This window comes from Cellulomonas sp. P1_G12_2 (assembly GCF_056405535.1).
Window position 1 is genome coordinate 107,379 of record NZ_JBFUBX010000005.1, and the last position, 25,326, is coordinate 132,704.

Genomic DNA, 25,326 nt, shown 5'->3' on the forward strand with positions numbered 1-25,326 from the left:
AGCGACGCCGTCCAGAGCTCTGCCCGGAGCCCCGCGAGCCACGAGATCCCCGAGCCGATGCGCAACGACGTCCGCGTGCTGGGCGAGTTCCTCGGCCGGGTGCTGCGCGAGGCGGGTGGCGAGGAGCTGCTGGCCGACGTCGAGGCGCTGCGCGAGCTCGCGATCCGCGCCCACAACGGCCCGGACGCGGAGGCGCTGGCGCAGGCCGAGCAGCTCGTCGCCGGGTTCACCCTGGCGCGTGCCGAGCAGGTCGCCCGGGCGTTCACGTGCTACTTCCACCTGGCCAACACCGCGGAGGAGTACCACCGTGTGCGCGTCCTGCGGGAGCGCGAGGCCAGCCTCCAGCCGCACCACCTGGCACCCGACGACTCGCTGCCGGCCGCGGTGGCGCAGCTGGCCGACGAGGTCGGGGAGGACGTCGCACGGCAGCGGCTCGCCGAGCTCGAGTTCCGGCCCGTGTTCACCGCGCACCCGACCGAGGCGCGTCGCCGTGCGGTCTCCAGCGCGATCCGCCGCATCGCGGAGCTCGTCGCCGAGCGGGACCTGCGGTACATCGGCGGGATGTCGCTCGCGGAGAACGACCGTCGTCTGCTGAGCGAGATCGACACGCTCTGGCGCACGGCCCCGCTGCGGGAGGCCAAGCCGTCGGTGCTGGACGAGGTCCGCACCGTGATCAACGTGTTCGAGGCGACCCTCGCCGACGTGCTGCCGGCCGTCTACCGACGGCTCGACGACTGGCTGCTGGCCGACGCGGGGGGAACGACGGCCCCCGCCGTGCGCCCGTTCGCCCGGCTCGGCACCTGGATCGGTGGGGACCGGGACGGCAACCCCAACGTCACCGCGCAGATCACCGAGGACGCCGCGGCGATGGCGTCCGAGCACGCGCTGCTCGAGCTCGAGTCGTCCGCCCGCAAGTCCGCCCACGGACTCACCCTCGACGGTTCGGGGACGCCCGCGTCGCACGAGCTCGGCGCACTGTGGCAGAAGCAGCGCGGGCTGTCCGCGACCCTGGCGGCACGCATCGCCGGCGACGCCCCGAACGAGCCGCACCGCCGGGTCGTCTACTTCCTCGCGGAGCGCATCGCGGCCACCCGGACCCGGAACGCGGACCTCGCCTACGGCGACGCGACGGAGCTCGAGGCCGACCTCGCCGTCGTGCAGCGTTCGCTGGCCGAGGCCGGCGCCAACCGCGCGGCGTACGGCGACCTGCAGCGGCTCATCTGGCAGGTGCAGACCTTCGGGTTCCACCTGGCCGAGCTCGAGGTCCGGCAGCACTCGCAGGTGCACGAGGGTGCGCTGGCCGACCTGCGTGCCAAGGGGATCGACGGCGCCCTCGAACCCCGCACGGTCGAGGTCGTCGACACGTTCCGCGCCATCGGGGCCGTGCAGCGGCGTTACGGCGTGCTGGCCGCCCGCCGCTACATCGTCTCGTTCACGCAGTCCGCCGAGCACCTGGCCGCCGTCTACGAGCTGGCGGAGCTCACGTTCGCGGGCATGGACGCGCCGGTCATCGACGCGGTGCCGCTGTTCGAGACGTTCGCGGACCTCGAGGCCAGCGTCGACATCCTCGACGGCGCCCTCCAGCTGCCGCAGGTGCAGCGGCGGCTCGCGGAGAACGGGCGCCGGGTCGAGGTCATGCTCGGCTACTCGGACTCGTCCAAGGACGTCGGCCCCGTCTCCGCGACCCTCACGCTGGACACCGCGCAGCGCCGGATCACCGAGTGGGCGCGGCGCAACGAGATCGTGCTCACCCTGTTCCACGGCCGCGGCGGCGCCCTCGGGCGTGGTGGCGGCCCCGCCAACCGTGCGCTCCTCGCCCAGCCTCCGGGGTCGGTCGACGGCCGGTTCAAGCTCACCGAGCAGGGCGAGGTCATCTTCGCCCGGTACGGCGACCCGGTCATCGCGGCACGGCACATCGAGCAGGTCGCCGCGGCGACGCTGCTGGCCGGTGCGCCCTCGGTCGAGCGCCACAACGCGGCCGCGACCGAGCGGTTCGCGCCCCTGGCTGCGCAGCTCGACGAGACGTCCCGCATCCGCTTCCACGAGCTGGTCAAGGCGCAGGGCTTCCCGCAGTGGTTCGCCGAGGTCACGCCGCTCGAGGAGGTCGGCATGCTGCCGATCGGCTCGCGCCCGGCACGGCGGGGACTCTCCGTGGAGTCGCTCGACGACCTGCGCGCGATCCCGTGGGTGTTCTCCTGGTCGCAGGCCCGCATCAACCTGGCCGGCTGGTACGGCCTGGGCACGGCGCTGGAGACGGTCGGTGACCTCGAGGAGCTGCGCACGGCCTACGCGCAGTGGCCCTTGTTCGCCACCATGATCGACAACGTCGAGATGTCGCTGGCCAAGACCGACGAGCGCATCGCGGAGCGGTACCTCGCCCTCGGCGACCGGGACGACCTGGCCCAGCAGGTGCTGGACGAGATGGCCCTGACGCGCCGCTGGGTGCTCGCCATCACCGACAGCGAGGCGATCCTGTCCCGCCGCCGGATCCTCGGCCGGGCCGTGCAGCTGCGCAGCCCCTACGTGGACGCGCTGTCCCTGCTCCAGCTCCGCGCGCTGCGCGGCCTGCGCACGGGAGACGCCCCCGAGCAGGCCGACGACCTGCGCCGGCTCCTGCTGCTCACCGTCAACGGCGTCGCGGCCGGCCTGCAGAACACCGGCTGACCGCGCACCCGCGCTACGGGCCGGTCGGTCCGAAGCGCTCGGTCCGGATCCGCTCCGGGTCGTGCCCGAGGTCGACCAGCGTGTCGGCCACCGTCTCGACGAACGGCGTCGGCCCGCAGACGAACACGTGCGCGCGCTCGTCGGGCGGGAAGCACGCGGCCTCCAGCAGGGCCGGGTCGATCCGTCCGACGCGGCCGGTCCACCCGTCAGGCCCGCGTCGCGTCCACACGCGGGTGATCGCGACGTCGGTGCCGAGAGCCTCCAGCTCGTCGGCGTAGATCGCGTCCTGCGGCGTCCGGACCGAGACGACCAGGCGGAAGGGCGCGACGCTCCGGGCCAGCCGGCGGGTGCGGAGCATGGACATGAGCGGCACCAGGCCTGAGCCGCCCGCGATCAGCTGCACCGGGTGCGGGTCGGTCGGCTGCCACACGAACCAGTGCCCCACGGGGCCGCGCAGCTCGACCTGGTCGCCCACCTGCAGGTCCTCCGTGAGGTACGGGGACACCTCGCCGTCGTCGACGACCTGCACCGTCAGCGCGATCCGGCTGTCGTGGTCGGCCGGATCAGGGGGAACGCCGGGCAGGCCCATGGTGCCGGCGGAGGCCAGCGAGTAGGAGCGCTGGGTGGAGTAGCCGTCCTCGGCGGTCAGCCGGATGTCGACGTGCTGCCCGGCCAGGGCGCCCCGCCAGCCGGGGACGTCGAGCTCGAGGGTCATGGCCGTCGGGGTCTCGGCGGTGCGGGCGACGAGCGTGCCGACCATCCAGGGGAGGGCGTACAGCTCGGTGTCGGGAGAGGTCACGCTCAGTCTCCCCAGTACCGCTGCTCCTTCCAGGGGTCTCCGTAGGCGTGGTACCCGAGCCGCTCCCAGAACCCCCAGCTGTCCTCGGTCAGGAGGTCGAGGCTGCGCACCCACTTCGCGGACTTCCAGAAGTACAGGTGCGGGATGAGCAGCCGGGCGGGGCCGCCGTGCTCCGGGGGCAGGGGTGCGCCGTCGTACTGGTAGGCGATCCACGCCTTGCCCCCGCGCAGGTCCGCGAGCGGCACGTTGGTGGTGTACCCGCCGTCGCAGTGCGCCATCGCGTACTGCTCCTCCGGGGCGATCTCGACCCCGTCGAGGAGCGTGTCCAGGGAGATGCCGCGCCAGGCGGAGTCGAGCTTGGTCCACTTGGTGACGCAGTGGATGTCCTTGACGATGTCGTCGTGCGGCAGGTGCGTCAGCTCGGACCAGGTCCAGCTGGCGCGCGTCGCCCCGCCGGCGGTGATCGAGAACGTCCAGGTGGACAGGTCGGCGCGCGGGGTGGGGCCGGCCGACAGGACGGGGAAGCCGCGCTCCAGGTACTGGCCGGGCGGGATCCGGGGGTCGGTCTCGCGCTTGCCGCGGAACCCGCGGGAGATGATCGCCATCAGACGGCCGTGCGGTGGGGCATGGTCACTCCCGGGGTCGAGGACGCTCCGGATCATCATGCGGCCACTCCGGGTGGATGCGCCAGAGGCCGGTCCGAGATTCGGACCGGCCTCTGATCTGCGGATACGTCAGCCGCGCGAGTAGACCACGCGCGGGCCGCCGGAGGTCGAACCGGAACCCCCGCTGGTGCCACGGCCGCTGCCGCCGCGACGGCGACGCTGACCGGACGCGCCGGCCGAGGCCGTCGCTGCCGGGGCACCGACGCGACCGCGGCCGCGTCCACGACCACCGCCGCCACCGCCGCCGCCGGTGCTGGCGGTCACGGGGGGTGCGACGTACTTCACCGGGGCGGCGACCTCGCCGACGAGGCGCGTGAGCGTCGCGTCACCGGGGAAGACGGGCTTCGGCGTCGCGGTGATCTTCGCGGCACGCGTCAGCGCACGGACGTCGCCGCGCTGCTCGGGCAGGACGATCGTGACGACGTCGCCACCCGAGCCCGCACGCGCGGTGCGGCCGGAGCGGTGCAGGTACGCCTTGTGCTCGGCCGGCGGGTCGACGTGCACGACGAGCTCGATGTCGTCGACGTGGATGCCGCGCGCGGCGATGTCGGTGGCGACCAGGACGCGGACGGCGCCGGAGGAGAACGCCTCGAGGTTCCGCTCGCGGGCGCCCTGGGCCAGGTTGCCGTGCAGGTCCACGGCCGGGATGCCGTCCATGGTCAGCTGCTTGGCCAGCTTCTTGGCCTGGTGCTTGGTGCGCATGAACAGCAGGCGGCGGCCGGTGCCGGAGGCGAGGTGGTGGACGACCTGCTTCTTGGCGTCGGCGTCGCGGACCTCGAACAGGTGGTGGGTCATGGCGGCGACGGGCGACTCGGCGCTGTCGACGGAGTGCTCGACGGGCGAGGTCAGGTAGCGCTTGACCAGCTGGTCGACGCCCTTGTCCAGGGTGGCCGAGAACAGCAGGCGCTGGCCGGTCTTCGGGGTCTTGTCCATGATGCGCTTGACGCCCGGCAGGAAGCCGAGGTCGGCCATGTGGTCGGCCTCGTCGAGCACGGTGATCTGCACGTCGTCGAGCGTGAGGGCCTTCTGGTTGAGCAGGTCCTCGAGGCGGCCCGGGCAGGCGACGACGATGTCGACCCCGCCGTTGAGCGCGGACGTCTGCTTGCCCTGCGACACGCCACCGAAGATGACGGTCGTGTTGAGGCCCATCACCTTGGCCAGCGGGGCGATCGTGGCGTCGATCTGCGAGGCGAGCTCGCGCGTCGGGGCCAGCACGAGGGCGCGGGGGCGGCGGGCGGCCTTGCCCTTGCCCGCGGTGGCGGCGAGCCGCACGACGAGGGGGAGGGCGAACGCGAGGGTCTTGCCGGAGCCCGTGCGGCCGCGGCCGAGGACGTCCCGGCCCGCCAGCGAGTCGGGCAGCGTGGCGGTCTGGATGGGGAAGGGGGCGGTGATGCCCTGCGCCGTCAGCGCGGTGGACAGGGCTGTGGGCACGCCAAGTGCGGCGAACGAAGTCATAGATAGAGCCTCTCGGGGCTTGGTCGGGGTCCGCCGCCAGAGCAACCAGAGCGAGTGCTCCGGGGGACCTCCACGACGCGGGGCGCGCAGGTTCGCGCAGCCCTTGGTGTCCCCACCCTCTCACACGACATGTCTCGCGGGGGCTCGCGGTGTCGAGCGTCACAAGGGACGATCGGACCCAACAGCCCCCGCACCAGGAGGAACGCACCCCGATGACCGGCCTCGTGATCGCCTCCGCCCGCGACCTGGTCAAGGTCTACGGCGCCGGATCGACGACCGTGCGGGCGCTCGACGGCGTCGACGTGGACCTGGCCCGCGGGGAGCTCACGGCGATCATGGGGCCGTCGGGGTCGGGCAAGTCGACGCTCATGCACTGCCTCGCAGGGCTCGACCGGCCGACGTCGGGGACCGTGGTGGTCGACGGCCAGACCGTGAGCAGCATGTCCGAACGGAAGCTCACGGCGCTGCGCCGCACCCGCGTCGGCTTCGTGTTCCAGGCCTACAACCTGGTGCCGACGCTCACCGCGCTGGAGAACATCACGCTGCCGCTCGACATCGCGCGAAGGCCCGTCGACCGCGCTCACCTCGACCTGGTCGTGCAGACGCTCGGGCTCACGGACCGGCTCGGGCACAAGCCGACGGAGCTGTCCGGCGGCCAGCAGCAGCGGGTCGCGTGCGCGCGTGCCCTCGTCGCCCGACCGGCCGTGGTGTTCGCGGACGAGCCGACCGGCAACCTCGACAGCACGTCCGCCGCGGAGGTGCTCGGCTTCCTGCGCGGCAGCGTGGACGACCTCGGGCAGTCCGTCGTGATGGTCACGCACGACCCGACGTCCGCCGGGTACGCCCACCGGGTGCTCTTCCTCGCGGACGGCCGCGTGGTGGGGGAGCTGCGGGACCCGACCGCCGAGTCCGTGCTCGCCGCCCTGGCAGCCCTGCGCGTCGGCGCCCCCTGATGGTCCGGGTCGCCCTGCGCGGGGTCCGGGCGCACCTCGTGCGGTTCTGCCTCTCGGTGCTCGCGGTCGCGCTGGGCGTCGCCTTCGTGGCGGGGACGTTCGCGCTGCGGACCATGCTCGGGTCCACGTTCACCGACATCGTCGCGACGACCACCCTCGGCGACGCCTACGTGCAGGGTGCCGAGCCCGCCGGGGGCACGGGTGGGCCGGACCGCATCAGCCCGGAGGTGCGCAACCCGGTGCCGCTCACGCTGGTCGACGAGCTCGAGGCGGTCGACGGCGTGGCTGCGGTGCTCCCGGACCTGCAGGGGCCGCTCGTGCTGGTGGGAGCCGACGGCACCGCGGTGCAGAGCACCCAGGCGCCGAGCTTCGGGTTCGCGTACGACCCGCGGGACCGGGCCGTGGACGTGGTCGCCGGGAGGGCGCCGGGCGGTTCCGACGAGATCGCCGTGGAGTCCGCGACGCTTCGCGCCTCGGGTCTGGCGATCGGTGACGCGACTCGCGTGGTGGTCGGCGGCGAGGTCCGGCCCGTGACGGTGGTCGGGGAGATCGGGCTCGGCTCCGCGCTGGCCGGTGCGACGGTGGTCTTCCTCGACGCCGGCACGGCGGCGGCCGCGTTCGCACCCGACGGGACGGTCGCCACCATCTCGGTGCTCGCGGACGACGGGCTCACCGAGCAGCAGGTGGTGGACCGGATCGCTCCCGTGGCGGCGGCGTCGGCGGTTCCCGCGGAGGCGGTGACCGGCGACGAGGTGCGCGAGCGGGCGACCGAGAACATCCTCACGGTGCTCGGGTTCATCACCACGTTCCTGCTGGTGTTCGCCGGGATCTCGCTCTTCGTCGGCGGCTTCATCATCGCCAACACGTTCTCCATGTGGGTGCGCCAGCGGACCCGCGAGCTCGCCCTGCTGCGCGCGGTGGGGGCCTCCCCGCTGCAGGTCTTCTCCTCGATCGTGCTGCAGGCCGCGATCGTCGGGGTGGTCGGTGCTGTGCTCGGCGTGGCCGGCGGGCTCGGGCTCGTCGTGCTGCTCCGGGAGGTGCTCGGCACGTTCGGGATGCAGCTGACGGGTCAGGTGCCGCTGGACGGGTTCACCCTGGTGGTGTCGGTGCTGGTCGGCACGCTGGTGAGCGTCGTGGCCGCGGCCGTGCCGGCTCGTCGTGCCGCGCTGGTCCCGCCGGTGGAGGCGCTGCGCGACGAGGTCTCCCTGCCGGAACGCTCGCTCGTCCGCCGCGCGGTGATCGGTGTGACACTCGTGGTCGCCGGTGTGGTCGCCGTGGTGCTCGCTCTCCTGGACCCCACGGCCGACCACGCGGGCGCCCTGCTCGGCTGCGGGGCGGGCGCCGTGGTGCTCGGCGTGCTGGCGGCGTCCCCGGTGCTGGCGCGCGGGTTCCTGCGGGTGGCCTCCCTGCCCGTGGCGGGGTGGCGGCCGGTCGGCCCGCTGGCGCGCGGGAACGTCACCCGCAACCCGCGCCGCACGGCCAACACCGCCGGTGCGCTCATGGTCGGGATGGCGCTCGTCGGGGCCGCGGCGGTGATCGCCGCCACCACCCAGGCGTCGACCAGCGCGATCGTCACGCAGGAGGCCACCACCGACTACATCCTGCGCGGCGCCGCCCAGGGCACGGTGCCCGAGCAGGCGGTGGCCGACGTGCGCGCGCTGCCGGGCGTCCGGGCGGCGGACACGTTCGCCACGGTCGGCGTCCTGGTCGGCGACTCCATCTTCGCCGTCACCGGCATCGACCCCACGGCCGTCGGCCGCAGCATCCGGACCGAGGTGGTCGAGGGGGAGTTCCCCGGTGCGCTGGCGGCGGGCGAGGTCGCGGTCCAGCGGACGACGATGGACGACGAGGACTGGTCCCTCGGTCAGGAGCTCACGCTCGTCGGCTCGTCGGGCTCGGAGACGCTCACCATCGGCGCGGTCATCGACTCGCCGGCGTTCGGCGTGCCGTTCGTCGTGTCGCAGGAGGTGCTCGACACCCTGTTCGCCCCCGACGAGCAGCGGCTGACCACCGTGTTCGTCACGGCGGCCGACGGTGCCGACGTCGCGGCGCTGCGGGGAGAGCTCACCGCGGCCGTCCGCCCGTACGTCGTGGTGTCGGTGATGGACAGCGACGAGTTCGTCTCCGACCTCGCCGCGCAGGTGGACCGCGTGCTCGTGATCCTCTACGCGCTGCTGGGACTGTCGGTCGTCATCGCGGTGCTCGGCATCGTCAACACGCTCGCCCTGTCGGTCATCGAGCGGACCCGGGAGATCGGGCTGCTCCGCGCGGTCGGCCTGGGCCGCCTGCAGCTGGGCACGACGATCACGCTGGAGTCGGTCCTCACCGCGGTGTTCGGCACGGCGGTGGGGCTGGTGCTGGGGGTCGCGCTCGCCGCGACGCTGCCCACGGTCTTCGCCGACGTGGGGTTGCGGACGCTCGCGATCCCGTGGGCCAGCATCGGTCTCATGCTCGCGCTCGCGGTCGTCGTCGGCGTGATCGCCGCGCTGTGGCCCGCGGTCCGCGCGGCGCGGCTGCCCGTCCTCGACGCGGTCAGCACCGAGTAGCGATGTGCACGCCGCCGGTGACCTCGGCGGATACCCTCGGAGGGTGAGCGACACCGGGTACGGCGACTTCGAGTTCGAGCGTCGCTTCTGGGCGCGTGACGTCCCTGCCGAGCTCCTCGACGCCGCACCGGCCCTCATCGTCCAGAGCTACGTCCTGGCCGACGCCGGCTTCGCCATCCGGGTCCGGGTGCAGGCCACCGTGGACGGGCTGGCGCTCGAGCCGGGACTCGACGAGCTCGCGATCCTGGAGCGCTACGCGGACCAGATGGACTTCTGCGCGATCACGGTCAAGGGACCCATGAACGAGGGGACCCGCTACGAGGCCGAGCGCGAGCTCGACGTGTCCGTGGGCCTCGAGCTGGTGCGCCGCGGCGGTGCCCGCGTGGCCAAGACGCGGCACTCGGTCTGGCTCGGCGACGACGGCTGGGTGGTCGACACGTTCGCGGGCGGGAACGCGCCGCTCGTGGTCGCCGAGGTGGAGCGCGGCGGACCGGTCACCGACCTGACCATCCCCGACTTCTGCGTGACCGAGCTGACGTCGGACCCGCGGTTCTCCAACGACGCCCTCGCGGGTGCGCCCTACGGCACGTGGGCGGCCGCGTACGAGGCCGAGCTGGCGAGCGTCGGCCCGCGGTTCCTGCAGAGCCTCGGCCACAACCACCGCCCGGACGAGCACCTCTCCGACTAGCGCGTCCACCGGCGGTGCCCTCGGCGGGCGGCCTTGCGCACGGGCTCTCTCGCCGCCCGCTCCGCCTCCTGCGCGGCCACCTGCTCGAGCGCGTGCAGGCGTCCGTGCGTGAACGTGCTCTCGCCGTCGAGCTCCGCCTGGTGCGCGAGCCGCCGCAACGTCTCCTGCCGCACCACCGCGTCGTGCTGCGTCCCGAGGATCTCCTGCACGCGGTGCGCCCGCTTGGCGCTGCGCCGCGCGGCCGGTCCGACGACGGGCACGGCGACCTCGCTGGCGTACCGCGCGCGCCGCGCCGCCTTGCGCACCTCGTGCAGCGCCTCGTCGCGCTCGACCCCCGGAGGCGCCTGCTCGACGAGCTCCACGGCCCGGTCGAGCCGCTCCCACGCCCGGCGTGCGCGGCGCGGCAGGAACGTCGAGGCATCGCGATCCGCCCGGGGGCCGCCGGGCCGGTCCGCGGAGAGCGCGGCGACGAGCGCGGCGAACCGTGCCGACGCGAGCCAGGCGTCGACCTCGTCCTGCGCGAGGAGCCGGGCGGCGGAGCGGTCCTCGTCGATCCGCTGCTCGATGGGTCCGACGACCAGGGCAGGGTCCTCCTGCGCCAGTCGGCGCAGCAGGGTGTGCCGCTCGACGTGGGGGTCCCGGGCGGCCCCGAGCGCCCGCCCGAGGTCGGCGAGCTCGTCGCGCACGGGGTCGGTGACCGTGCGGTCCAGGGCCGGGCGGTACACCGAGAGGACGGCGCGCAGCCGGCGGGTGGCCACCCGCGCGTCGTGCACGGCGTCGTCGTCACCGGCACGGACGGCGGGAACCGCCGCGAGCAGGCGCTCCAGCTGCACCGCGACGTACGCCTGCACGACCTCGCCCGCGGTCTCCATGCGTCGAGGTTGGCACAGCCGGACGGCCGCACACGGTGATTCAGAGCGTGTCCCAGGTCCGCAGCACCCCGACGCGCCACGACGCCAGCACCACGAGCGCGCAGACGCCCAGCACCACGGCGGCGAAGACCGCGTCGCGGTGGTCCAGCGCGACGGGCCGGTGCACGGTCCGTTGACCCGAGCCCAGCCCACGGGTCTCCATCGCGATCGCCATCCGCTCGCCCTGCCGCAGCGCGACCACCAGCAGGGTGAACGCCGCCCTGGTGAGCGAGCCGGGGTCGCGTGGGAGGGCGCCCGCGCGGCGCCGGGGATCGCGCACGGACTGCGCCTGCCGGATCGTCGTCCACCGCTCCGGGAGGTCCTCCAGCACCCGGTAGCCGGCGAGCACGGCGAACGTCGGGCGCGCGCCGAGCCGGGCGTGCTGGTGCAGGCTCGTCATGAGTCGGGCGCCGTCGGTGGTCAGGCTGAACGCGACGGCGAGGATGCCGACGAGCACGGTGCGCAGGGCGAGCGCGGCGCCGATGGCCACGCCCGTGCCGGTCACCTCGAGCCCCAGCACCTCGGCGACGACCGGACCGTCGCGGGTGACGGCGTTCACGGCGAGCAGCGAGCACGCGAAGGGGCCGAACAGGAGCGCCGCGCCGCCGAGGGTCCGCCACGGGATCCGGCCCGCCACCAGGACGGCGGGCACCGCGACGACGAGCAGGGCCAGGGGCGTCCACGGGTCGACCGGTACCAGCAGGAGGACCGACACCACGAAGAACACGGCGAGCTTGACCGCGGGGTTGCGGCGGTGCAGGAGCGAGTCGTGGGGGAGTGCCTGCCCGAGGCGGCTCATGCCGGCACCGACGTCGTCCGCCCGGTGGCGGCGCGCAGGGCGCGCAGCACGTCGCGCACCCGGTGGTCGGTGGCTCGCCATGCCGCGAGCACCGGGGGCAGGGGCAGCCCGGCGCGTGCGAGGAGCGCGTCGTCGGCGAGGATCGCGTCCACCGGTCCGTGCGCCAGGGCGCGCCCCTCGCACAGCACCAGCACGTCGTCGGCGACCTCGCCCACCAGTCGCAGGTCGTGCGTCACCAGCACGATCCCTCGGCCCTCGTCCGCGAGCCGGCGCAGGGCGTCCGCGCAGGCCGCGGACGTGCGCCGGTCCTGGCCGAAGGTCGGTTCGTCGGCGAGGAGCACGTCGTGCCCGCACACCGCCATCGCCGCGAGGGAGAGCCGGCGCTGCTGACCGCCGGACAGCCGGAAGGGGTCGCGCTCCCCCAGCCCCGCCAGGCGGTACGCGTCCAGGGCGCCGGACACGCGTGCGTCGACGTCCGTCGCCCGCGCGCGCCGCGGTCCCCACGCGATCTCGTCGCGGACCGTGCGGGCGAGGAACTGGTGCTCCGGATGCTGGAACACGAGCCCCACCGACCCGCCGGCCACCGTCCCGACCGCGGGCACGAGCCCGGCGAGCGCGAGCAGCAGCGTGCTCTTCCCGGACCCGTTCAGGCCGACCACCGCGGTCACCCGGCCGGCGTGCACGTCGAGGTCGACGCTGTCGAGCACGGTGCGAGGCCCTCGCCGCACGGTCAGCCCACGAGCGCGCAGCACGCGCGGCCCCGACGCAGGCGGCGGAACGGGGTCGACCGGGAGCTGCCCGAGGGCGCCGACGCCCGCCGCCGCCAGCTCGGCCGACAGCGGCTGCCACGTGCCCAGGTGCGCGAGGGCGCGGGACTCCTCGTGCAGCACCTCGTGCGTGGGGCCGTCGGAGTGCACCCGGCCGTCCGGGCCGAGGACGAGCACCCGGGCGGGCAGCTGTCCGAGCTCGTCGAGCCGGTGCTCCACCATGACCGTCGCCCGGCCGGCACCGGCCGCTGCTCGCACGGCCGCGGCGACCGCGCGCGCGGCCGCCGGGTCCAGCAGGGCTGTCGGCTCGTCGAGCAGCAGCACCCGCGGGTCCGCCACGAGCGCGGCCGCGAGCGCGATCCGTTGCCCCTCGCCCCCGGACAGCTCGGCCGTGCGCCGGTCCGCCAGGTGCGCGGCGCCCACGGACGCGAGCGTGCGGCGGACGGCAGGACCGATCAGCGCCGGGTCGACCCCGCGGTTCTCCAGCGCGAACGCGACCTCGTCGAGCACCGTGGGCAGGCACAGCTGGTCGGTCGGGTCCTGGGTGAGGGTGCCCACCCGGGTGGCGAGGTCCGCGGTCGGGGTCGTCGTCGCGTCGAACCCGGCGACCACGACGCGGCCCGTGACGCAGGCATCGACCACCTGCGGCACGATGCCGGCCAGCACGCGCAGCAGCGTGCTCTTGCCGGCGCCGGACCCGGCGAGCACGAGCACCTGCTCGCCCGGCTGCACGTCGAGGTCCACGCCGCGCAGCACGGGCGCGGCCGACCCGGGGAACGAGACGCCCAGACCGCGGACCTCGATCACGCGACGGGCACCGGGCTCGGCGTCGCCTCGCGGCGGGCTCGGCCCAGCGGGGTGTTGTCGAGGACCCCCGTGCGGGCGAGGGCGTCGCCGATCAGCTTCGCCGCGACACCGCACAGCAGGATCCCGCTGGCCACCTGCAGGCCCAGCCGCCACGCGAACCAGTCCTGCGTGAGCCAGCCGAACCGGACGATGCCCAGGGCGGTGCTGGCCAGACCGGCGAGCGCTCCCGAGGCCACGAAGACGCCCCAGTCGTAGCGCCGGTACCGCGTCAGGGTGAACGCCAGCTCGGCACCGGCTCCCTGCACCAGACCGACCACCAGGAGCATCGGGCCCACCGGGGAGGCGAGGAACACGACCTCGACCAGCGCGGCCGCCAGCTCCACGACGATGCCGACGCCCGGCCGTCGCACGATGTAGAGCGCGAGGGGCGCCGCCGCCATCCAGCCGCCGATGAGCACGTGCTGGGCGAGGTCACCGAACGGGCCCATCGCGATCTGGAGCGCGATCCACGCCTGCACCAGCGCCCAGTAGACGAACCCGGACACCACCGCGAGGACGGCCAGGAGGACCAGCTCGGACAGGGAGATCCGACGGCGGTTCACCGGGCACCGCCCGACGGCGAGTGCATCGACACGGTGACGTGCGTGACCACGTGCCGGACGTGGCGCGCCGCCTCCAGCCAGCCCGCCGCGACCGCGGTGAGCACGTCGGACAGGTCGCCGTCGAGACGCGTGACGAAATGCTCCGGCGACGTCGTGGCCGCCGATCCGGCCGTGCCGATGGCAGTCATGATGTGCGCCAGGTGGTCGCCGCCGGTGTCGTCCAGCGGGTACAGGGCCCAGTGCGCGCTCGCGGTCAGTCCCGTCGGGGCGAGCACCGGGACGGGGACGCGGTCCAGCAGGGYGTCGTCGGGCAGCTCGCACGCCACCTCGCCCGGGCAGCCGCGCGAGAGCAGGAGATGGGCGACGACGTGCCACCGCGTCTCTCCCGCCGCGGCCAGGACCTCGTGCACGTAGCGGATGACGTCGCCCTCGCTGCCACGCACGAAGGTCGACACGTCGTCGGTGCGGACCGTCACGCGGGAGGCGTCGGCGGCGGCGAGCGCGCTGAGGATCACCTCCACGTAGTCGTCGCAGTGCGGGTGCAGCGAGAAGCGAGCACCGACTCCGAGCTCGGTGGCTCGTCGGTCGGCGAGGGGGCTGGTCAGGGTGCTCATCGGGTCCTCCGGTGTCGCGGCGGACCCCCGGGCAGCCGCACGAGGTCGCCGGCGACGCGTCGCGACGGGTCCACCAGGAGGGCGCGCCGCAGCGCGACCGGCCCGGAGGACGCCGACCGCCGGCGCGCGGCCGACGACAGTGCCCTGCTCCCTACGCTGGCATGAACCAGATCAGGTTCCACGGGTCTGCGGGTAGGACGTGGTGTCCGGCCGCACTCTCAGCGCTCCTGCGCTCCCCGGGGGCTTGTCGACGCCGAACCTAGCCCTCCGGCGGTGGGAGCGGAAACCCCCGGTCCGACTGCTGGGCACTCCTATGCTGTCCGTCGACCGTCGACCAGGAGGTAGAGCCGTGCCGCTAGGCCGACGACGCGCTGCGCTGCTGGTCGCCCTGCTGGCGCTGACGGGCTGCACGGATGACGGCACCCGCGTCGAGCCCACCCCGACGGCGTCGAGCACCCCGAGTCCGACGCCGACCCCGACGGCGGTCACCGCTGAGACCGGCGCGCCGGCGGAGGCCGCCACGGTGCTCCCCGCGGCGACCGCCCAGGACGCGGCCCTCGAGGCGTCGCGTGCCGTGTTCGTGACCGCGCCCGTGGTGGTCGTCGCTCCCGCCGAGGACGTCGCGGCGCAGCTCACCGCCGCGTCGGCAGGGGTCGCGCTGGGCGCTCCGGTCCTGCTGACCGCCGCTGCGGTGGACCCCGCGCCACTGCTCGCGGAGATCGAGCGGCTCGATGCCGAGGCGGTGCTCGCGGTCGGCGCGGTGACGCTCGCGCCGCCGCGGTCGGTGGCCGTCGTCCCTGTCCCGAGCGGTGCGGACGCGGCCACGCTGCGCGCGGCGACCGGGGCCAGGTTCGGGGCGCCGGTCCCGGTCGCGCCCGGGCAGGAGGCCGCGGCCGTGCGAGCGCTCGCGGCTCCTCGGCCGGCCGTGCTGGTGGTGCAGGGAGCACCTCCGGCACCGACCCCGTCGCCGACCCCGACCCCGTCGACGACCCGGACCCCGTCGACGGCGTCGGCGTCGCCGACCCCCTCTCCGACGTCCGCCCCGTCGCTGCCGACGACCCGCCCGCCCACCGCGGTCGCCGCCACGGTCGCGCTCACCGGGGTCGGCGTGGACCCGGTCGCGGCGTTCGCGACCCTCCGCGCCGTCGGGATCCCGGTGCTCGACACCCCCGGCGGGGACCCGCGCGCCACGACCCCGGGCGTGCAGGCGATCGCCGCCGCCGCGCCGGACCACGCGATCGCGGTCGGCGCCGCGTTCGGCCCGGCCGACCTGCTGGCAAAGCGGGTGGCCGCCGCACGGACGGGCGCGCTGCTGGGCGGCGGGGGGCAGCTCGTGTTCCCGCAGGTCCCGGGCGTGCCGGGCAAGAAGTACGTCGCCCTGTACGGCACGCCCGGATCCGCGGCGCTCGGCGTGCTGGGGGAGCAGGACGTGCCCGCGACGCTCGCCCGCGCCGACGGCACCGCGGCGCCCTACCGCACGCTCACCACCGACGCGGTGGTGCCGATGGTCGAGATCATCGCGACCATCGCCTCGGCCGGACCCGGGGACGACGGCAACTACTCGCAGGAGCGGTCCGTCGAGGAGCTGCGTCCCCTGGTGGAGGCCGCGGGAGCGGCGGGCATGGCGGTCGTCCTGGACCTGCAGCCCGGGCGGACCGACTTCCTCACGCAGGCCCAGCAGTACGCCGACCTGCTCGCCCTGCCCTACGTCGGGCTCGCGCTCGACCCCGAGTGGCGCCTCGCCCTGGACCAGGTGCACCTGCGCCAGATCGGCTCCGTCGGCATCGACGAGGTGAACGGGGTCGTGGCCTGGCTCGCGGACTTCACCGCCCAGCGCGCGCTGCCGCAGAAGATGCTCGTCCTGCACCAGTTCGCGGGCCGGATGATCACCGACCGGGCGCGGCTGGACACGTCACGCGACGAGCTGGCGCTGGTCATCCACGTCGACGGGCAGGGCTCGCAGCCGGCGAAGGCGGGCACCTGGAACGCGCTGCGGACCGACGCGCCGCCGGTGCACTGGGGGTGGAAGAACTTCTTCGACGAGGACAAGCCGATGCTGGACCCGACGCAGACGTACCAGGTCCAGCCGGTGCCGGACCTGGTCAGCTACCAGTAGCGGGACGCTCCACCAGGAACGTGCGGCCGGTGGCGTCGACGACGCGCTCGAACCCCGCCTGCAGCTCGGCGTCGCGGGCGACCTCGTCCTCGGTCAGCTCCTTGCGCGGGCCGCGGATGTTGCCCACCTGTGCGGGACCCAGGTAGGTCAGCCACCACTCGGTCATGTCACGCCGCTGCTTCTTCGACACGAGGTCTCCTCGGTAGTTCGTGCCCTAACTATATGCGCACGATCTAGGCTGGCGGCATGGACGATCCACTCGCCGTCGAGGCCCAGGTCTGCCTGACCATGTCCGCCGCGGCCCGCAGCCTCGTCGCGTTCTACCGACCCCTGCTCGAGCCGCTCGGGCTGACGCACCCGCAGTACCTCACGATGCTCGCCCTGTGGCAGTACGGCCGCCTCTCGCTCAAGGACCTCGCCGCCGTGCTCCATCTCGAGCCCGCCACCGCCTCGCCGCTGGTCAAGCGGCTCGAGGCGATGGGACTCGTCCGGCGCGAGCGGGCCACCGACGACGAGCGCGCGCTGGAGATCGTCGTGACGGACGACGGCCGCGCGATGCGGGCCTCGGCCGTCGGGATCCCGGCCGCGATGGTCGAGGGCCTGGGCCTCACGCCGGAGCAGATCGAGCAGATCCGTGCGGCGGCGGAGCTGCTGATCACCGCGACGGCACCTACCCCCGCATGATCTGCTGCACGGCCCACCGGTTGCCGTCGGGGTCGGCGAAGAACGTGAACCGCCCCCACGGGAAGTCGACCACCGGCTCGGCGGCGACCCCCCGGCCCACCAGGTACTCGTAGGCGGCGTCGGCGTCGACGACCACCACCTGGAGCCCCTGCTGCGAGCCCGCCGGCATCGTCGTCATGTTCACGTCCAGGACGATCGAGCAGGCCGAGCCCGGGGGAGTGAGCTGCACGAACCGCAGGTTCTCGTCGACCGGGATGTCGTGGTCGGCCACGAACCCGACCTGGTCGACGTAGAACGCCTTGGCACGGTCGATGTCCGTCACGGGGACCGAGACGAGCTCCAGCTTCATGTCCATCGGTGCGACTCCTTTCGAGAGGTCATGCGACCAGCGTCCTCGCAGTAGCGGTCAGCCGCTGTCCGCTGCTCGGACGGTCCGATCCTCGTGTCGTCCGTAGGCTCGACACCATGACGCACCCCATCCGCATCGGAGTCCAGCTCCAGCCCCAGCACGCCGACTACGCCCAGCTCCGCGACGCGGTGAGCCGCGCGGAGGACCTCGGCGTCGACATCATCTTCAACTGGGACCACTTCTTCCCGCTGTCGGGTGACCCGGACGGCAAGCACTTCGAGTGCTGGACGATGCTCGGCGCGTGGGCGGAGCAGACCAGCCGCGTGCAGATCGGCGCGCTGGTCACGTGCAACTCGTACCGCAACCCCGAGCTGCTGGCGGACATGGCCCGCACGGTCGACCACATCAGCGGAGGCCGGCTGATCCTCGGCATCGGCGCAGGGTGGTTCGAGAAGGACTACGACCAGTTCGGCTACGAGTTCGGCACCGCGGGCTCGCGGATCGCGGACCTGGCGCAGGCGATGCCGCGGATCAAGGCCCGCTGGGCGGCGTCCAACCCGACGCCGACGCGCGAGATCCCGGTGATGATCGGCGGCGGCGGCGAGCGCAAGACCCTGCGGGTCGTCGCCGAGCACGCCGACGTGTGGCACTCCTTCGGGGACGTGCACACGCTGAGCCGCAAGAGCGCGATCCTCGACGAGCACGGCGCCGAGGTCGGCCGCGACACGGCCGCGCTGGTCGAGCGCTCGGTCGGTGTGGGGTCGTCGCCGAGCGCGGTCGCCGACGCCCTCGTCGCGGCCGGTGCAACGCTCTTCACGGTGGGCACCAGCGGGCCGGACTACGACCTCTCGCTCGCCGCCGAGTGGGTCGCCTGGCGCGACGCGCAGGGCTGAGTCGGGCCGCGCGCCCTAGGCTCGGGGGCGATGAGCCACCCGAGCAGCCCGGACCGGGGCGTCGAGCGACGATGGTGGCCGCGCGCCCTCCTGGTCCTCGGAGCCGTGCTGGTCGCGCTGACGTTCGGGATCTCCACCGCGTCGGTCGAGAGCAGCCTCGGTCCGCACGAGGCGCGCTACGACGTCACCACGGACGACACGGTGACGGTCGACCTCGGCCCCCTCGGTACGCTCCAGATCGACTCGCCGCTGCCGTTGACGCTCGGGGTACGCGTCGTCGTGCAGGAGATCCCGGCGTCGGTCACCGAGCTCGACCAGGCCCGGACCCTGCAGGCGCTGAGCGGAGACCTGCAGAGCTACCTGCAGTTCTTCTCCGGCCCGCAGGCGACGGTGCAGGACGTCGCCCGTGCGCTGGCCGTGCAGGCGCTCGAACGGACCGGTCTGGCGCTCGCGGTCCTCGTGGGTGGCTGGTTCCTGGCGCGGTTCCTCCTCGGTGGGGCGCGGCGCGCGGAGCTGCACGATCACGTCCGCCCGCACCTGCGGTCCGCCGTGGTCGGGGTGGCGGTGATCGCGCTCGTCGCCACGGCCCTCACGTCCAGCCTCGGGCGCAGGGACCGGCCGTCCGTGTCGCAGCCGGCGTCCGCCGTCTTCGACGGCACGCCGCTCGAGGGGGCACGGGTGACCGGACGGCTCGGTGGCGTCATCGACACGTACGGCGGGCAGGTGGTGGCGGAGCTGCGCAAGAACGAGAAGTTCTACGCAGAGGCCAACGCCTCGCTCGAGGCCGCCTGGGACGACCGGCAGGACGTGCCGGAGCGCGACGACCCGACACCGAGCACGAGCCGGACCGGACCCGACGAGGCGAGCCTGCTGACCGTCGTGGTGGTCTCCGACCTGCACTGCAACGTCGGCATGGCACCGCTGATCCGCACGCTCGTCGAGCGCTCGGGGGCGGAGCTCGTCCTCGACGCCGGGGACACCACGATCAACGGGACCTCGGTCGAGCAGTACTGCGTCACCACGTTCGCCCGCGCGGTGCCGGCGGGCGTGGAGCTGGTGACGTCGCCTGGCAACCACGACTCGTTGGAGACCTCGAGGACCTACGCGCGCGCCGGCGCCACGGTGCTGGACGGCGAGGTCGTCGAGGTGGACGGCCTGCGCATCCTCGGCGACGGAGACGCGAACGAGACGCGCGTCGGGGCCGGCGGGACCGCCCAGGCGGGGACGGAGTCGTCGTCGGACGTGGCCGACCGGCTCGCGGACGTCGCCTGCGACGACTCCGACGGCGTCGACCTGCTGCTCATCCACACGCCGGCCGTCGGCCAGGCCGCTCTGGAGAACGGCTGCGTCCCGGCGCAGATCTCCGGCCACCTGCATCGTCGCTACGGCCCGGAGCGGGTCGGTCGGGGGGTGCGCTACATCAGCTCGAGCACGGCGGGCGCCACCCTGGGTCAGGCGACGGTCGGCCCGCTGCACGGCGTCGCGGAGCTGACCGTGCTGCGCTGGGACCCCGAGACGCGCCGGTTCCTCGACTACCAGCTGGTGCAGGTGCGGCCCGACACGACGGTCTCGGTCACCTCGCGCCTGCGGTGGCCCGTGACGCCGGCGGTGCCCACGGAGCCGGGCAACCGCGCGACGCCTTCACCCGTGTGATCCGCGTCACGCGGGCCTAGGGTGGAGTTGCGCGCGAGCGGAGCCTCGGACGCGCGCGGGAGGGTGCATGGTCCGGGCCTCGACGACGATCGGCCGGGAGCGGGGTGCGCGGTCGCACCCCGCCCTCCGTGCCGCCCTGGCCGGCGTCTGCGTGCTCGTGGGCATCGTCGTGCTGGCACCCGGCGCGTCGGCTGCCCCCGGCGAGGCCGAGCTGCGCCCGGGCGAGGTGCTCGCTCCCGGCGAGGGCCTGGTGTCGGCCGACGGGTCGCAGACCCTGGTGGTCCAGCCCGACGGGGTTCTTGCCCTCTTCGGTGCCGAGCCGGACCCCCGCTGGGTGTCCGGCCCCCCGAGCCCGGGATCGCTGCTGAGGGTCGGTGAGGACGGCGCCATCGCGCTGACCAGGCCGGACGGCTCGGTCAGCTGGCAACCGGACGCGCCCGCGAGCGCGGGCTCGACGTTGGTGCTGCAGGACGACGGCGACCTGGTGGTGCTCGACCCGCAGGGCGCGCAGGTCTGGGAGTCCGGCACGGCCGTGCGGCCGTCGATCCTCCCCTCGGGCGGCGTGCTGGCGCCCGGGGACGCCCTCTCCTCACCGGACGGGCGGCACACCCTCCTCGTCCTCGACGACGGGACGGTTGCCCTCCTCGGCCCGGACGCGACGACCCGCTGGTCCACGGGGGCCGGCACTCCGGGGTCGACCCTGACCGTGCGCGAGGACGGCAACGTGGTCGTCGCCGACCCGGACGGCAACCGGACCTGGCGCAGCCGGACCGCGGGTAACCCGGGGTCGACCCTCGTGCTCCAGGACGACGGAGACCTCGTGCTCTACGACGTCGCGGGCGCGCCGGTGTGGAGCACGGGCACCGTGCTCGGTCCTCCGTCGCTGGTGGCGGGGACTCCTCTGGAGGCGGGTGCGCAGCTGAGCTCGCCGGACGGCCACCTGAGACTGCAGCTCGCGGCGGACGGGCTCGCCCTGAGCTACGACGGCTCGGCCGTGTGGTCCGCGCCGGTGCCCGGAGCAGCCGCTCTCGCCGTCCGGGACGACGGCACGGTGGCGGTGACCGGGGCGGACGGTGCGGTGCTGTGGACCAGCCTCACGGAGGCCAGCCCAGGGGCGACGCTCGAGCTCGAGGAGGGTGCGCTGCTCCTGCGTGCGTCGACCGGACAGGAGCTGTGGCGCATCGACGTCCCGGCCGAGCTCATGGTCGCGACCGAGGTGGCCACCGACTGCGACGACGTCACCAAGCCCGTCCCCGAGGCCGACACCGTCGTCACGAGTCTCGGTGTCCGCGTCCACCCCTGCCTCGCCGGCGCGCTCGACGCGCTGATGACCGCGGCGCAGGCCGACGGTATCGAGCTGCGCGCCTGGGGCTGGCGCAGCGCGAGCCAGCAGATCGCGCTGCGCGCCGCGAACTGCAGCCCGACCGAGGCGGACCCGACGATCGTCACCTGCCGGCCGCAGACCGCACCGCCGGGGACGTCCCGGCACGAGCGCGGCCTCGCGCTCGACTTCACGACCGGGGGCTCGGTGCTCCGGTCCGGCTCGGCCGCGTTCGCGTGGCTGTCCGAGCACGCCGCCGACTACGGGCTCGAGAACCTGCCGGGCGAGCCCTGGCACTGGTCCGTCGACGGCTGGTGAGCGCAGGCGCCCTAGGCTGGACGGCGTGAGCACGCCGACGACCCCCGAGCTGAGCGCCGTCACGCAGGACTACCTCAAGGTCGTGTGGTCGGCGCGCGAGTGGTCGACGCAGCCGGTGACCACGAAGATGCTGGCCACGCGCCTCGGCGTCGGGGCGTCCACGGTGTCGGAGACCGTCCGGCGGCTGGCCGACAGCGGGCTGGTCACGCACCAGCCGTACGGTGCGGTCGAGCTCACGGCGGACGGCGAGCGGCACGCGCTCGCGGTCGTGCGCCGGCACCGCCTGATCGAGACGTTCCTCGTGGAGGTGCTCGGTTACGGCTGGGACGAGGTGCACGACGAGGCCGAGGTGCTCGAGCACGCGGTCTCGGACCTGTTCGTCGAGCGCATCGCCGCGCAGCTCGGGCACCCGCGCCGGGACCCGCACGGCGACCCGATCCCGGGCGTCGACGGGTCGCTCGACATCCCCGCGGCCAGCGTGCTGTGGGACGTCGAGCCCGGGGGATGGGCGGTCGCCAGGATCTCCGACGCCGACCCGGAGCTTCTGCGCTACCTGGAGTCGGTCGGGCTCGTGCTGGACGCGCCGCTGACCGTGGTGGAGCGTCGCACCGTCTCCGGCGTCATCTCGGTGCGGGCCGGCGAGCGCACGGTCGACCTCGGCGAGGTGGCCGCCCGCGCCATCTGGCTGGTCCCCGCCGCCTGACAGCCCGTACGCTGGGCGACATCCACCGGAGCTGACGACGACGCACTCCGCACCGAGATCGAATCGATTCGTCCGGAGGCTCGTCGTTGGTCACCCTCACGCCTGCGCGCTCGCGCGCTGCGCTGTTCGCCCTCGCCCTCGGCGGGTTCGGCATCGGCACCACGGAGTTCGCGACGATGGGCCTGCTGCCCGAGATCGCCGACGACCTCGCGGTCTCGATCCCGACAGCCGGCCACGCGATCACCGCGTACGCGCTCGGCGTGGTCGTCGGCGCCCCGACGCTCGCGGCGCTGGGGGCCAGGCTCGACCGGCGTCGGCTCCTGCTGCTCCTCATGGTCGCGTTCACGGTCGGCAACATCCTGTCCGCGTTCGCGCCGTCGCAGGGCTGGCTCGTCGTCGCGCGGTTCCTCGCCGGGCTGCCGCACGGGGCGTTCTTCGGGGTCGGGGCCGTCATGGGCACGGCGGTCGTCGGGCCGGAGAAGCGGGGCCGTGCCGTGGCCGCGATGATGGCCGGGCTGACGGTCGCGTGCGCGGTCGGGGTGCCGCTGTCGGCGATCCTGGGGCAGGCCGTCGGCTGGCGCTGGGCGTTCGTCGGGGTCGGCGTGCTCGGCCTGGTCACGCTCGCCGCGCTGCACGCGTGGACCCCGTCGCTGCCGTCTCCGGCCGGCACCACGGTCCGCACCGAGCTGGCGGCCCTGCGCAACAGCCGGCTCTGGATCGCGTTCGGCGCCGGCGCGATCGGGTTCGGGGGGATGTTCGCGGTCTACTCCTACGTCAAGCCGCTGCTCACGGAGGTGACGGGGCTGGACGTCGCCCTCGTCCCGCTGGTGCTGGCCCTGTACGGGATCGGCATGACGATCGGGACCCTGGTCGGCGGGCGGCTGGCCGACCGGTCCGTTCTGGGGACGGTGATCGGAGGCATGGTCGCGACGATCGTCGTCCTCGTCGTCATCGCGCTCGTCGGGGCGTCCCCGGTGCCCGCCGTCCTGGCCCTCGTCCTGCTGGGCGTGACGTCACAGGTGCTCGGGCTGTCCCTGCAGACGCGCCTCATGGACGTGTCCCCGGCGGCACCGTCGCTCGGCGCAGCCCTCTGCCACTCGGCCCTCAACCTGGGCAACGCCGCGGGCACGTTCGCCGGCGGGCTGGTCATCGCCGGAGGCTTCGGCTACCTGGCGCCGGCGTGGGTCGGCGCGGCGCTCACCGCGCTGGGGCTGGTCGTCGTGCTGGCGTTCGGGCGCGGACCCGCGCCGGTGCTCTCAGCGCCGGCGGGTGCCGAAGATCGTGCGCGTGATCTCACGCCCGAGCTGAGTGCCCGCTGACCGCAGCAGGCTGTCCAGCGGGCTCGTCCGGCTGGTCGACCGACGCGGCGCCGAACGGCGTGCCTCGCGTGCGGCCTCGTCGGCCCGGTCCTGCGCCTCCTCGGCCTCCTGCTCGCGCCGTGCGGCGTCCTGCGCCTTCTGCGCGCGCACGGCGAGCAGCTCGTACGCGGACTCCCGGTCCACGGCCACGGCGTACCGGCCGGACAGCGGTGACGCGGCGACGGCGGCGGTGAGGTTCGCCGCCGGCATCGGCTCCATCGACGACTGCGGCGCCCGCAACCGGGTCCACGCCACCGGTGTCGGAGTCCCGCGCTCGGACTGGACCGTGACCACGGCCTCGCCGGTGCCCAACGACTGGAGCAGCTGCTCGAGGTCGTAGGGGGAGGTCGGGAACGTGCGGGCGGCGGAGCGCAGCGCCTTCGCGTCGTCGGGGGTGAACGCGCGCAGGGCGTGCTGCACGCGGTTGCCCAGCTGGCCCAGCACGTCCGCCGGGACGTCCTTCGGGCTCTGGGTGACGAAGAAGACGCCGACGCCCTTGGACCGGATCAGCCGGACCGTCTGCGTGACCTGGGTCAGGAAGTCCGACGACGCACCCGTGAACAGCAGGTGCGCCTCGTCGAAGAAGAACACGAGCTTGGGCTTGTCGGGATCGCCCACCTCGGGGAGCTCCTGGAACAGCTCGGCCAGCAGCCACATGAGGAACGTCGAGAACAGGGCGGGCCGGTCCTGCACCGCGGGCAGCTCGAGCGCGCTGACCACTCCGCGACCGTCGGGGGTGGTCCTGAGCAGCTCGGACACGTCGAACGCCGGCTCCCCGAAGAAGGCGTCGGCACCCTGGCTCTGCAGCGACACGATCTCGCGCAGGATGACCCCGGCGGTCGCCGCGGACAGCCCGCCGATCCCCTTGAGCAGCGGCTTGCCCTCGTCGCTGACCAGGTACGCGATGGTGGCCTGCAGGTCCTTGAGGTCCAGGAGCGCGAGCCCCTGGGTGTCGGCCCAGTGCATGATCAGGCCGAGGCTCGACTCCTGCGTCGCGTTCAGGCCCAGGACCTTGGACAGCAGCAGCGGCCCGAAGTCCGTGACCGTGGTCCGCACGGGCGAGCCCGTCCCGATCCCGCCCAGGCTCAGGAACTCGACGGGCGACGCCGTAGCCACCCAGTCCTGACCGAGGCTCGACGTGCGGGCCAGGAGCTTCTCGCTCGACGCGCCCGGGACGGCGAGCCCGGACAGGTCACCCTTGATGTCCGCGACGAACACAGGGACGCCGGCCGCGGACAGGCCCTCGGTGAGCACCTGGAGCGTCTTGGTCTTGCCCGTACCGGTCGCGCCGGCCACGAGGCCGTGCCGGTTCATCATCGCCAGGGGGATCCCGACCGGGACGTGCGGGAGCGCCGCGTCGTCCTCGACGAGCGCGCCGAGGGGGAGCATCGGGCCGGCGAAGGTGTAGCCGGCGGCGATCTGTGCGGCGTGCTCGGAGAGCGTCGTCGGGGCCGACTCGGCCGGGGCGCTCACCGGGTCGACGGCAGCCGGTGCCGGGCTCACCTGCGCGGCGGCGGCCTCGGCGGCCGCCAGTGCTGCCGCGGCAGCCTGGGCCTTCGCCTCCGCCGCCTCGGCGGCCGCCTGGGCTGCTGCGGCACGGAGGGCGGCGAGATCGGCGGGGGAGCCTGGCGTGCTGTCCGACATGACCGGAGCATACGGCT

General features: G+C 74.2%; 22 protein-coding genes and 1 riboswitch. Of the genes, 11 read left to right on the forward strand and 11 right to left on the reverse strand.

The features are described 5' to 3' along the window. The first annotated feature begins 57 nt into the window (after positions 1–57). Entirely contained in the window at positions 58–2,664 is a 2,607-nt protein-coding gene (locus AC1DXT_RS16450; RefSeq protein WP_477062450.1) for a phosphoenolpyruvate carboxylase, read from the forward strand. Positions 2,665–2,677: 13 nt separating this feature from the next. On the opposite strand, the gene AC1DXT_RS16455 is transcribed toward AC1DXT_RS16450, so the two are convergent. The 3 genes from AC1DXT_RS16455 to AC1DXT_RS16465 form a co-directional block, all read right to left on the reverse strand. Next, positions 2,678–3,424 carry a ferredoxin reductase gene (locus AC1DXT_RS16455; RefSeq protein ID WP_477062451.1) on the reverse strand — a complete coding sequence of 249 codons (747 nt, stop codon included), beginning with the start codon at positions 3,422–3,424 and terminating at the stop codon, positions 2,678–2,680. A 41-nt stretch (positions 3,425–3,465) separates the two neighbouring features. Then, on the reverse strand, positions 3,466–4,068 hold the full coding sequence (locus AC1DXT_RS16460) for a sulfite oxidase-like oxidoreductase (protein ID WP_477062381.1): 603 nt from the start codon (positions 4,066–4,068) through the stop codon (positions 3,466–3,468). Positions 4,069–4,197: 129 nt separating this feature from the next. Further along, complete coding sequence (locus AC1DXT_RS16465; protein WP_477062382.1) at positions 4,198–5,583, reverse strand: DEAD/DEAH box helicase; 1,386 nt, start codon at positions 5,581–5,583, stop codon at positions 4,198–4,200. A gap of 212 nt (positions 5,584–5,795) precedes the next feature. On the opposite strand from AC1DXT_RS16465, the gene AC1DXT_RS16470 reads away from it, so the two are divergent. Genes AC1DXT_RS16470 through AC1DXT_RS16480 form a run of 3 tightly spaced genes read left to right on the forward strand, consistent with a single transcriptional unit; the run spans position 5,796 to position 9,770 of the window. Next, a complete protein-coding gene (locus tag AC1DXT_RS16470) occupies positions 5,796–6,536 on the forward strand; it encodes an ABC transporter ATP-binding protein (RefSeq protein WP_477062383.1) in 741 nt (246 codons plus the stop codon). Then, positions 6,536–9,082: an ABC transporter permease gene (locus AC1DXT_RS16475; RefSeq protein WP_477062384.1), complete on the forward strand. Its 2,547-nt coding sequence runs from the start codon at positions 6,536–6,538 to the stop codon at positions 9,080–9,082. The genes AC1DXT_RS16470 and AC1DXT_RS16475 overlap by 1 nt, the downstream gene beginning before the upstream one ends. 43 nt (positions 9,083–9,125) lie before the next feature. Then, positions 9,126–9,770, forward strand: coding sequence for a CYTH domain-containing protein (locus AC1DXT_RS16480; RefSeq protein WP_477062385.1), 645 nt, complete (start codon positions 9,126–9,128; stop codon positions 9,768–9,770). Here the strand turns inward: AC1DXT_RS16480 and AC1DXT_RS16485 are convergent. Genes AC1DXT_RS16485 through AC1DXT_RS16505 form a run of 5 tightly spaced genes read right to left on the reverse strand, consistent with a single transcriptional unit; the run spans position 9,767 to position 14,270 of the window. Continuing rightward, a complete protein-coding gene (locus tag AC1DXT_RS16485; protein WP_477062386.1) occupies positions 9,767–10,642 on the reverse strand; it encodes a CHAD domain-containing protein in 876 nt (291 codons plus the stop codon). The genes AC1DXT_RS16480 and AC1DXT_RS16485 overlap by 4 nt on opposite strands. Before the next feature lie 40 nt (positions 10,643–10,682). Next, complete coding sequence (locus AC1DXT_RS16490; protein WP_477062387.1) at positions 10,683–11,480, reverse strand: energy-coupling factor transporter transmembrane component T family protein; 798 nt, start codon at positions 11,478–11,480, stop codon at positions 10,683–10,685. After that, the gene (locus AC1DXT_RS16495; protein ID WP_477062388.1) at positions 11,477–13,054 is read right to left on the reverse strand and encodes an ABC transporter ATP-binding protein; all 1,578 of its coding nucleotides are present in this window, start codon (positions 13,052–13,054) and stop codon (positions 11,477–11,479) included. Before AC1DXT_RS16495 ends, AC1DXT_RS16490 begins: the two co-directional genes overlap by 4 nt. Continuing rightward, positions 13,051–13,656, reverse strand: coding sequence for an ECF transporter S component (locus AC1DXT_RS16500; RefSeq protein WP_477062389.1), 606 nt, complete (start codon positions 13,654–13,656; stop codon positions 13,051–13,053). The genes AC1DXT_RS16495 and AC1DXT_RS16500 overlap by 4 nt, the downstream gene beginning before the upstream one ends. Next, positions 13,653–14,270: a YkoF family thiamine/hydroxymethylpyrimidine-binding protein gene (locus tag AC1DXT_RS16505; RefSeq protein WP_477062390.1), complete on the reverse strand. Its 618-nt coding sequence runs from the start codon at positions 14,268–14,270 to the stop codon at positions 13,653–13,655. Before AC1DXT_RS16505 ends, AC1DXT_RS16500 begins: the two co-directional genes overlap by 4 nt. 131 nt (positions 14,271–14,401) lie before the next feature. Then, a riboswitch (TPP riboswitch) is annotated at positions 14,402–14,519 on the reverse strand. Positions 14,520–14,619: 100 nt separating this feature from the next. Here AC1DXT_RS16505 and AC1DXT_RS16510 point away from each other — a divergent pair. Next, positions 14,620–16,386, forward strand: a complete 1,767-nt coding sequence (locus tag AC1DXT_RS16510; protein ID WP_477062391.1) for a hypothetical protein — start codon at positions 14,620–14,622, stop codon at positions 16,384–16,386. Here AC1DXT_RS16510 and AC1DXT_RS16515 read toward each other — a convergent pair. Next, entirely contained in the window at positions 16,373–16,576 is a 204-nt protein-coding gene (locus AC1DXT_RS16515; protein WP_477062392.1) for a hypothetical protein, read from the reverse strand. The two genes, AC1DXT_RS16510 and AC1DXT_RS16515, sit on opposite strands and share 14 nt — an antisense overlap. Before the next feature lie 56 nt (positions 16,577–16,632). On the opposite strand from AC1DXT_RS16515, the gene AC1DXT_RS16520 reads away from it, so the two are divergent. Then, positions 16,633–17,070: a MarR family winged helix-turn-helix transcriptional regulator gene (locus AC1DXT_RS16520; protein WP_477062393.1), complete on the forward strand. Its 438-nt coding sequence runs from the start codon at positions 16,633–16,635 to the stop codon at positions 17,068–17,070. Here AC1DXT_RS16520 and AC1DXT_RS16525 read toward each other — a convergent pair. Beyond that, positions 17,057–17,425 carry a VOC family protein gene (locus AC1DXT_RS16525; protein ID WP_477062394.1) on the reverse strand — a complete coding sequence of 123 codons (369 nt, stop codon included), beginning with the start codon at positions 17,423–17,425 and terminating at the stop codon, positions 17,057–17,059. The two genes, AC1DXT_RS16520 and AC1DXT_RS16525, sit on opposite strands and share 14 nt — an antisense overlap. A 110-nt stretch (positions 17,426–17,535) precedes the next feature. Here AC1DXT_RS16525 and AC1DXT_RS16530 point away from each other — a divergent pair, with 110 nt between their 5' ends. The 5 genes from AC1DXT_RS16530 (at position 17,536) to AC1DXT_RS16550 (ending at position 23,626) form a co-directional block, all read left to right on the forward strand. Then, positions 17,536–18,312, forward strand: a complete 777-nt coding sequence (locus tag AC1DXT_RS16530; RefSeq protein ID WP_477062395.1) for an LLM class F420-dependent oxidoreductase — start codon at positions 17,536–17,538, stop codon at positions 18,310–18,312. A gap of 30 nt (positions 18,313–18,342) precedes the next feature. Further along, entirely contained in the window at positions 18,343–19,965 is a 1,623-nt protein-coding gene (locus tag AC1DXT_RS16535) for a metallophosphoesterase family protein (protein WP_477062396.1), read from the forward strand. A 67-nt stretch (positions 19,966–20,032) separates the two neighbouring features. Next, positions 20,033–21,604 (forward strand): D-alanyl-D-alanine carboxypeptidase family protein, encoded by a 1,572-nt coding sequence (locus AC1DXT_RS16540; protein WP_477062397.1) that lies wholly within the window; start codon positions 20,033–20,035, stop codon positions 21,602–21,604. Between the two features lie 25 nt (positions 21,605–21,629). Continuing rightward, complete coding sequence (locus tag AC1DXT_RS16545; RefSeq protein WP_477062398.1) at positions 21,630–22,307, forward strand: metal-dependent transcriptional regulator; 678 nt, start codon at positions 21,630–21,632, stop codon at positions 22,305–22,307. Between the two features lie 86 nt (positions 22,308–22,393). Continuing rightward, complete coding sequence (locus AC1DXT_RS16550; RefSeq protein WP_477062399.1) at positions 22,394–23,626, forward strand: MFS transporter; 1,233 nt, start codon at positions 22,394–22,396, stop codon at positions 23,624–23,626. On the opposite strand, the gene AC1DXT_RS16555 is transcribed toward AC1DXT_RS16550, so the two are convergent. After that, positions 23,564–25,309, reverse strand: coding sequence for a helicase HerA-like domain-containing protein (locus tag AC1DXT_RS16555; protein WP_477062400.1), 1,746 nt, complete (start codon positions 25,307–25,309; stop codon positions 23,564–23,566). The two genes, AC1DXT_RS16550 and AC1DXT_RS16555, sit on opposite strands and share 63 nt — an antisense overlap. Positions 25,310–25,326: the final 17 nt, after the last annotated feature.

What these genes read in the sequence shown, in the direction of transcription:
- AC1DXT_RS16540 (WP_477062397.1), top strand. Translation starts at nt 20,033, where the DNA reads ATGGTCCGGGCCTCGACGACGATCGGCCGGGAGCGGGGTGCGCGGTCG.
- AC1DXT_RS16460 (WP_477062381.1), bottom strand. Translation starts at nt 4,068, where the DNA reads ATGGCGATCATCTCCCGCGGGTTCCGCGGCAAGCGCGAGACCGACCCC.
- AC1DXT_RS16450 (WP_477062450.1), top strand. Translation starts at nt 58, where the DNA reads ATGCGCAACGACGTCCGCGTGCTGGGCGAGTTCCTCGGCCGGGTGCTG.
- AC1DXT_RS16535 (WP_477062396.1), top strand. Translation starts at nt 18,343, where the DNA reads ATGAGCCACCCGAGCAGCCCGGACCGGGGCGTCGAGCGACGATGGTGG.
- AC1DXT_RS16525 (WP_477062394.1), bottom strand. Translation starts at nt 17,425, where the DNA reads ATGGACATGAAGCTGGAGCTCGTCTCGGTCCCCGTGACGGACATCGAC.
- AC1DXT_RS16475 (WP_477062384.1), top strand. Translation starts at nt 6,536, where the DNA reads ATGGTCCGGGTCGCCCTGCGCGGGGTCCGGGCGCACCTCGTGCGGTTC.
- AC1DXT_RS16520 (WP_477062393.1), top strand. Translation starts at nt 16,633, where the DNA reads ATGGACGATCCACTCGCCGTCGAGGCCCAGGTCTGCCTGACCATGTCC.
- AC1DXT_RS16455 (WP_477062451.1), bottom strand. Translation starts at nt 3,424, where the DNA reads ATGGTCGGCACGCTCGTCGCCCGCACCGCCGAGACCCCGACGGCCATG.
- AC1DXT_RS16555 (WP_477062400.1), bottom strand. Translation starts at nt 25,309, where the DNA reads ATGTCGGACAGCACGCCAGGCTCCCCCGCCGATCTCGCCGCCCTCCGT.
- AC1DXT_RS16470 (WP_477062383.1), top strand. Translation starts at nt 5,796, where the DNA reads ATGACCGGCCTCGTGATCGCCTCCGCCCGCGACCTGGTCAAGGTCTAC.
- AC1DXT_RS16530 (WP_477062395.1), top strand. Translation starts at nt 17,536, where the DNA reads ATGACGCACCCCATCCGCATCGGAGTCCAGCTCCAGCCCCAGCACGCC.
- AC1DXT_RS16490 (WP_477062387.1), bottom strand. Translation starts at nt 11,480, where the DNA reads ATGAGCCGCCTCGGGCAGGCACTCCCCCACGACTCGCTCCTGCACCGC.
- AC1DXT_RS16485 (WP_477062386.1), bottom strand. Translation starts at nt 10,642, where the DNA reads ATGGAGACCGCGGGCGAGGTCGTGCAGGCGTACGTCGCGGTGCAGCTG.
- AC1DXT_RS16465 (WP_477062382.1), bottom strand. Translation starts at nt 5,583, where the DNA reads ATGACTTCGTTCGCCGCACTTGGCGTGCCCACAGCCCTGTCCACCGCG.